At 65.3% G+C, this 14,697-nt stretch carries 17 protein-coding genes; 3 read left to right on the forward strand and 14 right to left on the reverse strand.

What is annotated here, in order from left to right:
* Positions 1-5 precede the first annotated feature (5 nt).
* From ABF821_RS03070 to ABF821_RS03080, 3 genes are read right to left on the reverse strand one after another with little or no spacing between them, the layout of a single operon-like run.
* Positions 6-3,170, reverse strand: a complete 3,165-nt coding sequence (locus tag ABF821_RS03070) for an error-prone DNA polymerase (protein ID WP_182974279.1) — start codon at positions 3,168-3,170, stop codon at positions 6-8.
* Positions 3,167-4,690, reverse strand: coding sequence for a Y-family DNA polymerase (locus tag ABF821_RS03075; RefSeq protein WP_246402133.1), 1,524 nt, complete (start codon positions 4,688-4,690; stop codon positions 3,167-3,169). Before ABF821_RS03075 ends, ABF821_RS03070 begins: the two co-directional genes overlap by 4 nt.
* Positions 4,605-5,366, reverse strand: a complete 762-nt coding sequence (locus ABF821_RS03080; protein WP_182974278.1) for an ImuA family protein — start codon at positions 5,364-5,366, stop codon at positions 4,605-4,607. The genes ABF821_RS03075 and ABF821_RS03080 overlap by 86 nt, the downstream gene beginning before the upstream one ends.
* Before the next feature lie 390 nt (positions 5,367-5,756).
* Between ABF821_RS03080 and ABF821_RS03085 the strand changes: the two genes are divergently transcribed.
* Together ABF821_RS03085 and ABF821_RS03090 are read left to right on the forward strand one after the other, a co-directional pair.
* Entirely contained in the window at positions 5,757-6,167 is a 411-nt protein-coding gene (locus ABF821_RS03085; protein ID WP_012222345.1) for a hypothetical protein, read from the forward strand.
* Positions 6,168-6,203: 36 nt separating this feature from the next.
* Positions 6,204-6,863, forward strand: a complete 660-nt coding sequence (locus ABF821_RS03090; RefSeq protein WP_012222344.1) for an SOS response-associated peptidase — start codon at positions 6,204-6,206, stop codon at positions 6,861-6,863.
* A gap of 10 nt (positions 6,864-6,873) precedes the next feature.
* Here ABF821_RS03090 and ABF821_RS03095 read toward each other — a convergent pair whose 3' ends face one another.
* The 7 genes from ABF821_RS03095 to ABF821_RS03125 form a co-directional block, all read right to left on the reverse strand.
* Positions 6,874-7,422, reverse strand: coding sequence for a DUF2285 domain-containing protein (locus ABF821_RS03095; protein ID WP_415528994.1), 549 nt, complete (start codon positions 7,420-7,422; stop codon positions 6,874-6,876).
* Positions 7,340-7,708, reverse strand: a complete 369-nt coding sequence (locus ABF821_RS03100) for a transcriptional regulator domain-containing protein (RefSeq protein WP_415528995.1) — start codon at positions 7,706-7,708, stop codon at positions 7,340-7,342. Before ABF821_RS03100 ends, ABF821_RS03095 begins: the two co-directional genes overlap by 83 nt.
* A gap of 63 nt (positions 7,709-7,771) precedes the next feature.
* Positions 7,772-8,050: a DNA -binding domain-containing protein gene (locus ABF821_RS03105; protein WP_182974277.1), complete on the reverse strand. Its 279-nt coding sequence runs from the start codon at positions 8,048-8,050 to the stop codon at positions 7,772-7,774.
* Between the two features lie 11 nt (positions 8,051-8,061).
* Positions 8,062-8,346, reverse strand: coding sequence for an XRE family transcriptional regulator (locus ABF821_RS03110; RefSeq protein WP_182974276.1), 285 nt, complete (start codon positions 8,344-8,346; stop codon positions 8,062-8,064).
* 157 nt (positions 8,347-8,503) lie between these two features.
* Positions 8,504-8,656 carry a hypothetical protein gene (locus tag ABF821_RS03115; RefSeq protein ID WP_182974275.1) on the reverse strand — a complete coding sequence of 51 codons (153 nt, stop codon included), beginning with the start codon at positions 8,654-8,656 and terminating at the stop codon, positions 8,504-8,506.
* A gap of 341 nt (positions 8,657-8,997) precedes the next feature.
* Positions 8,998-9,324, reverse strand: coding sequence for a DUF736 domain-containing protein (locus tag ABF821_RS03120; RefSeq protein ID WP_041249219.1), 327 nt, complete (start codon positions 9,322-9,324; stop codon positions 8,998-9,000).
* Between the two features lie 601 nt (positions 9,325-9,925).
* Positions 9,926-10,366: a hypothetical protein gene (locus tag ABF821_RS03125; protein ID WP_182974360.1), complete on the reverse strand. Its 441-nt coding sequence runs from the start codon at positions 10,364-10,366 to the stop codon at positions 9,926-9,928.
* Between the two features lie 163 nt (positions 10,367-10,529).
* Between ABF821_RS03125 and ABF821_RS03130 the strand changes: the two genes are divergently transcribed.
* Entirely contained in the window at positions 10,530-10,739 is a 210-nt protein-coding gene (locus tag ABF821_RS03130; protein WP_182974274.1) for a hypothetical protein, read from the forward strand.
* A gap of 9 nt (positions 10,740-10,748) precedes the next feature.
* On the opposite strand, the gene ABF821_RS03135 is transcribed toward ABF821_RS03130, so the two are convergent.
* From ABF821_RS03135 to ABF821_RS03150, 4 genes are all read right to left on the reverse strand, one after another.
* Positions 10,749-11,675 (reverse strand): DUF2493 domain-containing protein, encoded by a 927-nt coding sequence (locus tag ABF821_RS03135; RefSeq protein ID WP_182974273.1) that lies wholly within the window; start codon positions 11,673-11,675, stop codon positions 10,749-10,751.
* Between the two features lie 321 nt (positions 11,676-11,996).
* Positions 11,997-13,043 carry a toprim domain-containing protein gene (locus tag ABF821_RS03140; protein ID WP_415528991.1) on the reverse strand — a complete coding sequence of 349 codons (1,047 nt, stop codon included), beginning with the start codon at positions 13,041-13,043 and terminating at the stop codon, positions 11,997-11,999.
* Entirely contained in the window at positions 13,030-13,470 is a 441-nt protein-coding gene (locus tag ABF821_RS03145; protein ID WP_182974271.1) for a hypothetical protein, read from the reverse strand. Before ABF821_RS03145 ends, ABF821_RS03140 begins: the two co-directional genes overlap by 14 nt.
* A gap of 83 nt (positions 13,471-13,553) precedes the next feature.
* Positions 13,554-14,678 (reverse strand): DUF932 domain-containing protein, encoded by a 1,125-nt coding sequence (locus ABF821_RS03150; protein ID WP_415528996.1) that lies wholly within the window; start codon positions 14,676-14,678, stop codon positions 13,554-13,556.
* Between the last annotated feature and the right edge of the window lie 19 nt (positions 14,679-14,697).

The raw sequence follows: 14,697 nt of genomic DNA on the forward strand, positions 1-14,697 counted from the left end.
CGGAATCAATGAAAGTTTCTTGATTTTACGGAGAGTGTCTCGACTGAATGATCCACGGCAGCTCCACGGCCTCGATCGAAATCGCGGTTGCCGACATCGGCGAGCAACGTGGAGAGATCGGTGATCTCGAGCGCTACCAGATGCACGACCTCGCCTTCTTTCTGGAGCCGCCCCTTGATGCCGAGCATCTGCCCCGCGAGGACGACGCGGCGATATTTTTCGAAAATATCCTTCCAGATGATGACATTGAGGACGCCGCTTTCATCCTCCAGGGTGAGGAACACGACGCCTTCGGCGGAGCCGGGGCGCTGGCGGACCAGGACCAGGCCTGCGGCATCCAGCCGCTTGCCATCGCGCGCCTCATGGGCTTCACGGCAGGAGAAAAATTTCCGCTGGCGCAGATCGTCACGGAGAAAGGCGACGGGATGATCGCGCAGCGTCAGGCCGATCCGGTTATAATCGCGCGTGACCTCGGCCCCGGCGCGCATCGGCTGGAGCAGCACGTCCGGCTCCTCGGCCTCGCGGGCAACCGCCGCCGCCGCGAACAGCGGCAAAGGCTCGTCCCGCAGCGCCTTGATCGCCCACAGTGCCTCGCGCCGGGCGAGGCCGAGCGCCGGCCGGAAAGCATCGGCTTCCGCGAGATGGGTGAGTGCCGCGACCGGCACGCCGGCGCGGCGCCAGAGATCGTCCACCGATGCGAAGGGCCGCGCTCCACGCGCAGCAACGATGCGGGCGGCGTCAGCATTGGCGAGGCCCTTGACCAGGCTCATGCCGAGCCGGACGGCGAGCCGGCCACCTGCCGTTTCCGGCCCTTCGAGCGTGCTATCCCAGCGGGAGGCGTTGACGCAGATCGGCCGGATCTCGACGCCATGCTCGCGCGCGTCGCGCACCAGTTGCGCGGGCGCGTAGAAGCCCATCGGCTGGCTGTTCAGGAGTGCTGCGAGGAACACGTCGGGATGATGGCATTTCAGCCAGGAGGAGGAATAGGCAAGGATCGCGAAACTAGCCGCATGGCTCTCCGGGAATCCATAGGATCCGAACCCTTCGAGCTGCTGGAAGATCCGCTCGGCGAATTCCTCCGTATAGCCGTTCGCCTTCATGCCCTCGACCAGCTTGGTCTGGAACCTGCCGATGGTGCCGGTGTTCTTGAAGGTGGCCATCGCGCGGCGCAATTGATCGGCCTCGCTGGCGCTGAAATCAGCGCACACCATGGCCACCTGCATCGCCTGTTCCTGGAACAGCGGGATGCCCAATGTCTTTTTCAGAACCTTTTCCAGTTCCGGGGTGGGATACTCTTCCGGCTCGATGCCCTCACGCCGGCGCAGATAGGGATGGACCATATCCCCCTGAATCGGGCCGGGGCGGACGATGGCGACCTCGATCACCAGATCGTAGAACACGCGCGGCTTCAGGCGCGGCAGCATCGACATCTGCGCGCGGGATTCGATCTGGAAGACGCCGATGGTGTCCGCCTTCCTGATCATGGCATACGTCAGCGGATCCTCGGCCGGGATGGTGGCGAGCGCGAAGGACTGATCCTTGTGCTCGGCCAGCAGGTCCAGCCCCTTCTTCATGCAGGTGAGCATCCCCAGTGCCAGGATATCGACCTTCATGAATTTCAGGACGTCGATATCGTCCTTGTCCCATTCGATGATCTGACGATCGTCCATCGCGGCGGGCTCGATCGGCACCAGCTCGTCGAGCCGGTCACGGGTCAGCACGAAGCCCCCCGGATGCTGCGAGAGGTGGCGCGGGACACCAATCAGGCAGCACGCCAGATCCAGCGTCAGCCGGATGCGCCGGTCGGACAGGTCGATACCGGTATCCCTGAACTGCTCCGGATCGGCATTTTTCGACCAGCCCCAGATCTGACCGGACAAGGTGCCGATCAGATCCTCCGGCAGGCCCATCACTTTACCCACATCCCTCAACGCGCCCTTGGCGCGATAGCGGATCACCACCGCGGTCAGGGCGGCGCGCTCACGGCCATAATGCCCATAGACCCATTGAATCACCCGCTCGCGCCGCGCATGTTCGAAATCGACGTCGATATCCGGCGGTTCGCCGCGCTCCTCGCTGACAAAGCGTTCGAACAGCAGCGAATTGCGCGCCGGATCGATGGCGGTGATGCCCAGCACGTAGCAGACCGCGCTATTGGCCGCCGAGCCACGCCCCTGACAGAGAATGTCCTGGCTGCGCGCATAGCGGACGATGCTGTTCACAGTCAGGAAATACGGTGCGTAATTCATACGCCCGATCAGGGCGAGTTCGTGATTGAGGCTGGCCGTTACCTCGTCGGGAATCCCTTCGGGATAGAACGTCCGTGCCCCTTCCCAGGTCAGCACTTCGAGGGCCTGCTGCGGCGTCTGGCCCGGCACAGAAACTTCATCGGGATATTGATAGGCGAGATCATCGAGGCTGAAGCGACAGCGCTCCATGATCGCGATCGTGCGGTCGACCGCCTCGGGATAGCGGCCGAACAGGCGCGCCATTTCCTGGGGTGGCTTGAGATAGCGATCGGCGTGGCGCTCACGCGCGAAACCCGCCTCATCGATGGTGGTGTTGTGCCGGATGCAGGTCACGACATCCTGCAGGATGCGCCGGTCATGGGTGTGGAACAGCACATCGTTGGTCACAACGGTGGGCACGCGTGCCCGATGGGCAAGATTCGCCAACTCGTAGAGCCGCATCTGGTCGTTGGGCCGGCGCAGCAGGGTCAGCGCCATGTAGGCGCGGTCATGGAACGCATCCTTCAGCTTGCGCAGATGCAGGGCGCAGGCCTCGTCCGCGACGTCGGGGACCAGGATGGCGAGCAACCCGTCGCCCCAGGCCACTAGGTCTTCCCATAGCAGATGGCATCTGGCCTTGCCGGCACGGCTCTTGCCCAGGCTGAGCAGCCGGCACAGGCGGCCGTAGGCTGCGCGGTCGGTCGGATAGACCAGCACCGGCCGGAAATCGGCGAGGTCTAGGCGACAGCCGACGACCAGCCGGACGCCGGTGGCCTTCGCCGCGACATGGGCCTGCACCATGCCGGCCATGGAATTGCGGTCGGCGACACCCAGCGCCGCGATACCGAGCGCCTTCGCCTGCTCGAACAGTTCGAGCGGCGATGACGCCCCGCGCAGAAACGAGAAATAGCTCGTCACCTGCAATTCGGCGTAGCGGGTCATCCGAAGATCCCATGCAGAAACCAGCCTTGCGAGCCAGTCTCACCATGCTCGCCGTCACCCGAGCGATAGACCCAGAACCGCTCGCCGGATGTGTCCTCCAGACGGAAATAATCGCGCACCGTGGTCAGCTCGGCATCCCCCCGCCACCATTCGCCGAACACCCGCTCCGGACCGTCGGCGCATTTCACCTTCCGCCGCACTCCACGCCAGATAAAGAACAGCGGCGGCTGGTCCGGCAGTTCCGCCATGGCCTGCACCGGCTCCGGCCGCGCCAGCAGGCGTGTCGGACGTGGCCAGTGCTCCGGCCAATCCTTCTGGTCGTCCGGCGCCAGCGCCGGCACTCGACAGAAGGACCGCTCCGGCACATCGCTCTCCACCGGAGCGAAGCGATACAGGGAATGATGGCCCACACGATTGGCCAGGGTGTCGATCAGATCCGAGACATCCGGTTCCTCCTCCGCGATCAGCGAGGAGATTTTCTGGCGCGGCGCGATCGGCTCGGCCAGTGTGGCGGTCAGGACCATACGCTCGATGCCGAAACCGGGATCGATGGTTTCGATCTTCTCGCACAGCAGCCTGACCAGGCGCTTGGCGTCGCGCACCGGCATCGCGGTGGCGATGCGGATCGCCTCGGTGCGGCTGTCGACGCGGTGCAGCACCAGGTCGAGACGCCGGGCTCCCTGCCCGCGTTCTTCCAGTCCCTGACAGAGCGGCGGAACCAGCTTGCCGATATAGCGGGCAATCGTCTCGGCGGCCCCGATCGGCTCGGCAAAATTCCGGCTGACCATGACCGGGTCAACCGGCCGGACCGGCAGGATGGCCTCACTGATGCGACCATAGGCCTGGTCCAGCCGGCGGGCGACGTCCGGCCCGAAGCGGAGCGCCAGCGGCGCGCGCGGCATCGCGGCGAGCGGAGCGATGGTCGCGACGCCCAGCGCCCGCAGGCCCTCGATCATATTGTCCGGCAGGCGCAGGGCCTCGATCGGCAGGCCCGCGATCGCGGCGGCCGTCTCCCCGGCCGGCACTACCAGAGTGCGCGCGCGGCCATAGCGCGCCAGCGCATGGGCCGCGCCCAGCGTGTCGGCGACCACAGCCTTGGCGGTGATGCCGGCGTCTCGCAGCCGCCGCACCATTTCCGCCAGCATGGCCGGCTCGCCGCCATGCAGATGATCGGCGCCGGTCGTATCCAGCACCAGACCGTCGGGCACGTCCACCGCCACCAGGGGGGCGATCCGCTGCTGGAACCACAGCGCCAGTTTCTCCAAGCCGGTCCGGTCGCCCTCCAGGTCGGCATCCATGATGATCAGATCGGGATAAAGTGCCTGCGCCTTGGCGACCGGTGTGCCAGGGCGTACGCCCGCCTTGCGGGCGGCGAGGTCGACCGAAAGCACGACACGACGTCGTCCCTCGCGCCCGACCAGCGCCAGCGGCGCTTCAGGCGCGGGTGCGTCGGCGCCCAGCCTTTTCCTGATCCGATCCGTCGGCCACAGCGGCAGGAAGAGAGAGACGACCCTTGCCATCGCAAGCCTCCACTTCGAAATCGGCGGATTCTCCCGCCCGCGCCCGAATTAGTTCCAGCAGCCAGCGCGCCCGTCCGACGCCGGGCACCGGCAGGGATTCGGACGGCAGGACCGAAATCCGCCAGCGCGTGACACTGGCGGTCGGCTGGCCGAAATCAGCCGCCTCGGTCTGCCGGCGCCAGCGGCGGACGGCGATCCCCAGCGCGCCGGACGTCTCGGCCGCCAGTTGCAGCCGGCGGGAGGCGGTCATCGACAGGCGCGCGACTTCGGCCACGACGGCACCCAGACCGCCACGCCGCAGCCCCTCCTCGAAGCAGGCCAGGACATCCTGGTCCACGCCAGCCTCGACATAGATCACCCGGCTCCCGTCCAGTCCGACCTGTTTCAGGGCTGGGGCGAACAGATCCTGGCGGGTGACGATCCACAGCACCTTGCCCTTGGTGCGCGCGGCGATGCCGGCGGCAAACTGCCCGGCGGCCGCGCTGTTGAGGGCATCGTTCCCGCCACCTGCCACTTCGTGCAAGGCGCCGAGCGCCAGGCCGCTACCCGGCAGGCGGCGATCGATGTCAGGGATGCCAAAGGGCAGCACGGCCCGTCGGCGGGTGGCCGATCCTTCGAGGCGGCGGATCTGGTCCCGCAACGCCTCCAGCGGGGGACGGAATAGGGGCGCAGACATGGTCGATCGGTTTCCAGGATGGGTTCCCAACCGGCGGTCGGGGTCGTTTGTTCCCTATCTGTTCCTTACTCTATCCAAGAGTCAACGCCGCATCGCACGTGCAGGTGGCGCCCCAGGCGGAGAGGCCGGGATCGACATCGTGGCGGCGACATCGTGATTCCATTGCAGGACAGGGAGTTACGTCCGCAGCGCTGAGAGCACCCCCCTCTCGACGGCTTGAACGCGGCGCAAAGCCAGGCCGTCATGCACGGCGCCAGAGCCGGGATCCGCCGTCCGCCCGAGTCCCCGACCACCAGGGGCAGGTCAGGATGGCGCAACTTCGCGAAAAATAATGTGTTCCTTGCCTTCGCTCCATGCGTTCCTCCCATTGCCGCATGTATGGAGATACCGATGCCCGACGATCTTCCCGCGGTTCGGACGCAAACCCTGGCCCGTATCATCGGGCCCTATCTCGTCGTTCTCGCTGTCGCGTTGTTCGCCCGCCTGGGCACATTGCCCATGCTGCTGCCGGTCTTCATGCAGAACGGCCCACTGGTGCTGGCCACCGGCGCGTTCACCCTGATGGCGGGCCTCGCCATCGTCGCACTCCATCTTCGGTGGGAGAGCCCGAGTGCGATTGCAATTTCTCTGATCGGCATTGTCATCACGCTCAAGGGTGCTGCACTCATGGTTGTGCCGAGCCTCGGCGCCGCCATGACGGCCGCGATCGTGGAAACGCCCCCGCTGTTGCTGATCGCCGCCGCGATCGTACTGCTGTTAGGCCTTTGGCTGAGCTTCGTCGGCTGGACTTCGCGGGCATAGCCATCGCGTGCGAGACGAGGGAAGAGAAAGCGATCCGTGTGCAATCTGTTTTCGATGACCACCAACCAGCAGGCGATCCGCGACCTCGCAAAGGTCATGGTCGACCGCACCGGCAATCTCCCGCCGTTACCTGGCATCTATCCCAACATGATGGCGCCGATCGTTCGCAATTCGGTGGACGGGCGCGAACTGATGATGGCGCGCTGGGGGATGCCGACGCCGCCCCGCTATCTCGCCGGTAAGACGGTCGATCGGGGCGTGACCAACATCCGCAATCCGCAGTCGCCGCATTGGCGGCCGTGGCTCGATGTCGCGCATCGCTGCGTCGTGCCCTTTACCAGCTTCGCCGAGCCCGAACCGCAGCCGGACGGTTCCCGGCCGCCGGCCTGGTTCGCGTTCGGTGAGACGCGTCCGCTCGCTTTCTTTGCCGGCATCTGGTGCCGGTGGACGTCCGTGCGCAAGGCGAAGGACGGAGAGACGACGGACGACCTGTTCGGCTTTCTTACGACAAAGCCGAACCACGAAGTCGGAGCCATTCATCCCGAGGCCATGCCGGTGGTCCTGGCCACCGGGGAGGAGATCGACCGCTGGATGACGGCGCCGATCGACGATGCGCTGCTCTTGCAGAACCCGTTGCCTGACGGCACGCTGACCATTGTTGCCAGGGCGACCCCGGAAGACCCATCACGGCAATAGCCCCCTCTCGCTATCGTCCCCGGAACGGATGGAGCAGCAGGCGCCGGTATCCTCCTTCTGTCAGCACGCGCGCGAAACGCACCAGCCGTTTCATGCGGAAATGCAGATCGTGCGAGAGCCAGTCCCGTGAGGAAACCTTCTGACCGAAAAGGACGAACGCGATCTCATGCTGCGTCGCCCTGGCGTCCAACCCATCGAGCGTACGGAGCGCCAGGATCAGCCGAGTGACCCGATCTGGCGACAAGGTCGCGGGATCGGGTCCGGAGCGCCGGCCCATCAACGCGCGCCAGAGCCGCAACGCGGCCTGGACGCGCACCTCGAACAGGGCGTCGAGCGGCAGGACGACAGAGAGGGCTTCGATCTCCGACGTCACCAGATGCAGGCGCAGAACGACGCCGGGGCGCTCAAGCAGGAGTTCACCAACCTGGCCCGCCGGCAATCCGATAAAAACGGAGGTGAACGGCGGGTGATCCGGGTCAGCCAGACCGGTCGGCGCTTCCATCAACGCAATCACGCCCGGCAGCACCGCAGCACTCCACAAGGCAGTACGCGGGTTCAGCGCAGTGCGGACACTTTCGAAATCGCAACCCCCAGCGCCGGGCGAACGCCTCGGCATCCGGCTGCATCAGGGCACCTCGGCGCAACGCGCGCTGAAGCGTCGCCCGCTCGCGCATGAAATCACGATTGCGACTGACAAACTGCAAGGCAAAGGCAGGGGCGTCGAGCGACCGCAGGCCCTCGTACGCGCCCGCCGACCGCCAGGTGGCGCGGCTCATGGCGTCGTCTCCGATGCGTAACGGGTGGGAACTGGGCAAGCACTTGCTCGCGAGAGTATGCCAGACCATCCCGCTGCCCGCTACGCCCCGGCAATGCAACAGGTCTTGCGGATTACGCAACGATTCAGGGTATCAGTGGGGGGCGCCGCCACGCAGCAGATGCTGGTAGCCATGCTTGGTCATCCAGTGCGCCCGAGCCAGATGGCTGTGCCAGCAGCGGTGGACACCATCGGGATCGGCCGCCGGGTCGCGGTGGAGCACGATCCGGGCGACCTCGCGCCAGTCCGCACCGTCGGCCTCGGCGTCCAGCAGACGCAGATAGGTGATGAGGTGCTGTTCGTCGTAGCCGGTGAGACAGGACGCTTCCGGAGCGCTGTCGGCAACGGGCAGGTCGAGCGGGGGCTTCTGCATGATGGGGCCGATCAGGTCGGAGAACGAACGCGACGCACCCTAGCCTGCCGCGTTTCATTACCGGAAGTCTCGTTAAGAAACATGACGCCGCGCCCTTGTCCGGACTCGATAAACAGGATGCCCGCCGCCTCAAGCGCGCGACGGACCTGGTCGGTCGTGCCCTCATGGACGCCGAGACCGCGTTCGGATTCGAGGCGCTTGAGCGCGGTCAGTGCTACGAGGGCTTTTTCAGCGAGCATCTCCTGTGTCCAGTTCAGGAGTGCCCGTGCCGCCCTTACCTGTCGGCCAGTGATCATCCATGATCACATCCGACACGCGGGGCATGCACACCAGAAATACGACTATAATAGTCGCGTTAGAGAGATTCAACAACGTTCTTTCAGGATGATGGCCAAGCGGAATCGGCGTCTGGATGTCCGAAGGTACGGGCGACCATACGAAAAGCCCCCCGCTCTATGCGGGGGGTGTCTCATCGTAGCGGTCCGCCGCGAATTGCGCGCATGCCCGCTTCAGTTCGCGCTCGATCTGTGCCCGCTCGCGGCGGCTGAGTGCGTAGCTGGTGAGTTCGGCGCGCAGCATCTGGATGTGGTCGTGTAGCGTGGTCATCGTCCTGCTCCTTTCGTTTCTCGAAGACAGGACGGACGGCTCATGCACGCGGGAGCCGGGTCAGGGATCGCCGCAGGCGACCGCGCCAGCGGCGCGCGGGGGAGCCGATTTTGTCTGGTGTGCCCGTAGGGTGCGCCGGGCAAAATTGGGGGGACCGCGCGTCCTTGAGGCAGTTCACGCCGGGCATGGTACAATGGGAAGACTGAGGGAAGCTCTGTTCCCCCTACCCACCCGAAGACAGGCGAATCGGATCGCGGACGATAAGCCACGCCCACCCTTCCGTTCCGGCCGCCACCACGAAGGCCCCGCCCGGACCGGCCGGGCGGGGATCGCAGGAGCCTTCAGTCGCCGTTGCGGCGACCGTTGGGGCGGGACCAGATCAGGCTGTAGGTCTCGCCGTCCTCGTCGTTGAAGAGATTGGCGAAGATCGGGGCGTTGAAGCTCGGATCATCCAGCTTGAGGCCCAGATAGCTGCGTCCCTCGTTGGACTGCTTGGACCAGGCCGCCCCGATCTCGGCCCTGTTGACGAACACCCTGTGGCTGGGGGCGTTCTCGCTCTGGCGTCCGGTGTCGGGAACGATACGGACATTGCGGACCTGAACCGAGAGGGTGACGATTTCGCCGACATATTCGTTGCCGGTCTTCCTGAAGGTGCCGATGGTGGCCATGATACTGCTCCGTGATCTCTGTTATCGAGCCCGCACCATTGCGGCCTCGATGGCGATCGGACAGACGGAGGCGAGCGGCGGCGCATCCCGTAGGGACCGAAGCGCAGCGGAGGACGGCGGGACGGAATTTTCTTGTTTCGCGAGGAATGACGGCGCAGCCGTCAGGGGAAGAAAATTATGGCCCGCTGTTGCGCCACAGCCGATCGAGGCGAAGCCGCCCTCCGGCTAGATCAGCCATTTTCAGAGGCCGTATGCGTGCGCGGCCCGACAGAGCGCACATCACGGAGGACATGATGCCCCCTCGACGTGCAGGATCCGGCAGGGAAAAAGCCAGGCATCGTCACCTGGCCGTTCCGGCCGTGACCATGACCCGTTCTCGTGGGCGCGTGCCCTGCGGGCACACCGCGTTGGCCACTGTTTTCGTCAACGCGCGCAGAACAGGAAAACGGTCCTGAGCCGGCAGCCCCGCAAGAGGGACCATCAGGGACGGATGCACGATGCGCCAGGCTTTATCGCCACACCCCGCCTTTCTCATGACGAAAGGACGCGCATCTCCACGAAGTGCCTGATCCAGGCCTGCCTCCGGTTGCCGCGCAGGCCGTCAGACCCGCGCGATGCTTCCGCCGGCCGGTTCGGGCGGGGCCATGCCGGTAAAGCGGACGAACGCGGTGATGCCGACCGCGATGGCGCCGATCACCGAAAAGAAGAGCTGCCAGACGGCGGACGGCATCATCATCTGGGCGAGGCCGTGGGTGGCGCTATAACCGGCAATGATGGCGGGCACGGTGTAGAGCAGGACGATCAGCCCTCGCAGCCAGAGCCATGGTGCGCAGGCGAGTGCGATCTGGCCGACCATGAAAGTTGCAATGCCCGCCATGACGCCGACGATCAGGGCGCCGATCACGCCGGCACCGGTATGAAGTGCCCAGAGCCCGGCATACAGACCGCCGGCAAACGGCAAGGCGAAGACCGCGAGCGTGAACATGAGCCAGCAGAAAAAACCGATGCCGGCGACGATCAGGAACGGTGCGAAGATCACCATGGTGGCGGCTCCCGTGAAGATGACATGATCTGACGGTCGCGCCTGCCACCACCACCACGGCGCGGTCGCATCATAGCGAAAACGATATGTCGACGGAACGAGAATCATACTGGCGTCCGGCATGCAGACGTGCATCGTTATCTCCTCGCACGGAGAAAACGTCATGGCGGAAATCACGGGACGCGAACTGCATCTGGTCAAGAAGGCGCTCGCCATTGCAGTGCTGGCGATCGAGCGGCAACCGGGGCCATTTCAGTCCTATTCGGACATGCAGGACATGAAGGGCCTGCTCGATCTTCTGGTGCCCGGCGATACTGAACTGGCCTTTTATGCCCGTTCAGCGCGGATCGCGGTCACGGGCGATCCGGACTGAAGACGGCGCTTATGCGCCGCCTCCGAACCGCAGGACTGGGATACCGAGGCGCTTCGCTTTGTCGGCCAGATTCTCCTGAATGCCCGTGCCGGGGAAGACGATGACGCCGATCGGCAGGGTATCGAGCATGGCATCGTTGCGACGGAAGGGCGCTGCCTTGGCATGCTTCGTCCAGTCCGGCTTGAAGGCGATCTGCACGATCTCGCGGTGGTCGGCCCAGCGAGACGCGACGAACTCCGCGCCCCTGGGCGAGCCGCCGTGCAGCAGCACCATGTCGGGATGCTTGGCACGGACCTTGTCCAGCCGGTCCCAAATCAGGATATGGTCGTCGAAATCCAGGCCGCCAGTGACGACCACCTTGGGACCGGGCGGCACCAGCAATTCGCCCTCAGCCTTACGACGGGCGTTGAGGAAGTCGCGGCTATCGATCATGGAGGCCGTCATGGTGCGGCGTGAGACCAGCGAGCCGGTCTTCGGCCGCCATGCGCTCAGGGTCAGGCGTTCGAATTGCTCCTGCGCCTCGTCGCGAAAGATTTCATAGGCGTTGCGACGCTCAATCAGGGTCAGTCCTTCGCCGATCAACCGCTCCAGTTCCACCGAGCGGATCTCGCTGCCATCCTGTTCCTGCTGGCTGCGTTTCTGCGCCTGCTCGTTACGGTCAAGCTCGCGTTCGACCTGGCCAACCATGCGGTGGAAGATGTTCACGGTGGACCAGAGCAGCGCCTCGAGATCGGGTTCCAGCCGCGTGTCGGTCAGGGTCGCGGCGATGGCGTCGAAGATGTCGGCGACCGCGCCCCCGATGCTATGCGCTTCGGGTAGCGGCCTGGGGTCCGGCTCGGCCTCGAAGGGACGGTAGCCATACATCTGGAGTTCGGCCAGCACATGGGCGGTGGATGAAGCAGCGTGCGGCGGTTCAAAATCATCGGTGCGGGTCATGATGCGGTCCTCCCAGGTCTCCGGCCGCGCCCTTCGCGGCCTTTCCGGGGGCGGGTAGCGGCAGACCAGGGACGGGCCGGAACCGCGCGCTGGCGCGCGGCCGCAGCACAGCGAAGGATGGTAGGGGCCGGCTATTTTGCTTCGCGATGTAAAGCGCCCCAAAGGGGCGCGACGGAAAATAGCCGGCTCCCGCCATTGAAGGCCCGGCCCGGCTGACGCCCGCTTCCCTCCAGAAAGGCCGGGGCGCGGGCCTGCCGGACGGGAGGCAGGACAGGACCGCCGACAGAAGACGGAAACCGCCCGCCCTTCTTTCCGGCCCGCTCAGGTGGCGGCGGCCTCCAGAAACCGTGCCACGTCCGATGGCGCGAGTTGCGGATGCAGGATCGCCCGCAACGCGCCGCGTCCGAGGGCACGGAGATCGTCGTTGAAATCGCCCAGCCGTGGCGACAGGCCGATCAACTCGATCCCGGCGTCATCCGCGCGGGCGTGCAACGTCGCCAGCGCCTGATCCCCGGCCGGGTCGTCATCACGCAGAACGTAGAGCCGGCGCAGCAGCGGTGGAAAGATCAGGGACGCGAGATGTGCTGAGGACAGGCAGGCGGCCAGCGGCAGATCGGGCAGAACCTGCCGCAGCGACAGCACCGTCTCGATGCCTTCCCCGGCAGCGAGCACGTCGGATGCCACCCCGAAACGCACGGCGTGGCCGAGCAGCCCGCCCAGGGCACGACGCGGATGATCGACCGGGGCTTTGCCACGACCCTCTGCCGCCAGCCAGGTGCGATGCACACCGGTCAGGGTGCCATCGAGGTCGGTGACGGCGGCGATCATCGCTGGCCAGGTCTCGGTCGAAGTGTGCTCGTCCGGGCGATAATAGCAGCGCGGATGGAAGCGCAGGGCTTCGGTTCCGTGCAAAAGCGTAATGTCGCGTCTACGGAGATACGCTTCTACGGATGTACCCGCGATCGGCCCGGACATGGTCCAGAGCCGACGTGCAGCTTCCGAGGAACTGACAGCGCCACGCTCACGGGCAGGCCGATCCCGCGACAGAAGCACCGGATCAGGACGCGGCAGGCTGAGGAAGGCACGCGCCTCGTCGGCCACGTCGCGGAAATCCACCAGGCCGAGGCTCTCGCGGATCAGGTCGAGCAGGTCGCCATGCTCGCCCGACTGTGCGTCGGTCCATTTTCCTGCCCTGCCGTTGGCGGTGTCGTGCAGCCGGACAAACAGCGACCGGCCGGGGGTGTTGCGCACGTCGCCGACCAGCCAGTAATTGCCGTGACGGCGACCGGCGGACAGATACCGCCGGCACACCGCCTCCGCGTTCTCCGCCAGACGACGCGCGAGATCGCCCGCGTCATGCAAGGTCATCGCCGTACCCTCCTGTGTCGGGATTGCCTCCGTCCAGGGCAATCGCCAGCCAGCGATCGGTGGTCATCCATGAAATCGTCCTGCGCCGGCCAAGGTCAAGCAGATGCGCGCCACCGCTGAAGGCGCCAATCCGGGGACGGGACGCCGTATTGGCCCACTGGAACCCCCATCGACCCCGCAGCCGGAAGGCCCGTGCGCAGCGCAGCACGAATTCCACCACCTGCTGCGGATCGCCGGTCGTCTCATCGTGCATCCAGAGCTTCGTGCCGCCATATTCAGGCACGATCGACAGGACAAAACCGTCAGAGGGCGGATCTTCCGCCGCCAGTTCGTCCATGAATTCATTGTAGAGGTCGAGCGCCTTGGCGGCATTGTCCACCGTGCCCACATCGAGCACACAGGAAAAATGCGTGAAGAAATCGGCCATCGGAAGAACTCCCGAAACGAAAAAGCCCGGCGCAGTGGCCGGGCTCGTAAAGACGCATTGGCAGAAAGACAGAAAATCGGCTTTCAGGAAGCACGCTCCATCAGCCTGCGGGCCTTCTCCTCCAGATCGAGCCGCGTATCCTGGTTGGCCCTGGTGCGGGCCAGCGCCGTGATCCCCTGCACGAAATCAAACACGCTCTCGGGCTTGCGCCCTTCCTCATGCAGCACGGTTTCGATGATCTTCGCGGTTTCCGGCTTCGAGAACCCGCGACGACGCAGGAAACTTTCCCGATCCTCGTCATTCTTCGCCACCAGCGCCCGGCGTGACGCCTGGATGCCGGAGACAAACGAGGCCGGGCTGGCCGTGGCGAAATTCCGCAGGGCTGGTGTCGCCTGATGCACGAAACGCGAGGCGGCGAACTTGCTATGCCGGATCGTGATCTGTTCGAAATTTTCCACGCCCCACAACATGCGGTTCTGGCATACTCCGCGCAGGTAGAAGGAGGCGATGCCGAGGCTCTTGCTGCCGACTTCCGAATTCCAGGCGTAGAAACCCCGAAAATAGAGATCGGGGTCGCCATTGGGCAGGCGGCCAGCCTCGATCGGGTGCGTATCGTCCACGAGGAACAGGAACACATCGCGATCCGATGCGTAGAGCGTCGTGGTTTCCTTGGTGATGTCCACATAGGGATTATGGGTCATGGTGGCCCAGTCGATCACACCCGGCACCTTCCAATTGGTATCGCCCGTGCCATCGCCGGCGATCTTGCGCACCGCGCCGACCAGTTCGTGGTCCCAGATGCGGCCATAATCCGGACCGGTCACGGCGCGCAGTTCCACACGCCCGTCCTCGGTCTCCAGCGTCTTGACCAGTTCGGCGCGGTGCGACAGCAGCCCGTGCTGCAGGTTGATCGCCGCCAACGGGGCAGGAAGATTACGCAGATAGGAAGACGGGGCACCAACCAGGCTGCACATCTGGCCGAACGACCAGTGCGTGGGTGCAATCGGGTCATTCTGCCCCGGCACGGTCAGGGTCAGGCGCTCGGCATTGTCTCGGGACGCCTCGACGCGAATGGCACGGCTTTCCACCGTGCGGGCCGTGGCCCGATCCGCCCGCGCCAGGGTCGCGGCATGTAGGTCGGACAGCGAGAGATACCGCTCGTCATCGGGCCGCTGAAGCGGGCCGCGAGGTTTGGAACTGCGGGGCAATAGATTTGGAACCCTTTTT

The sequence above is a fragment of the Gluconacetobacter sp. genome, assembly GCF_047721585.1.
GTDB lineage: Bacteria > Pseudomonadota > Alphaproteobacteria > Acetobacterales > Acetobacteraceae > Gluconacetobacter > Gluconacetobacter dulcium.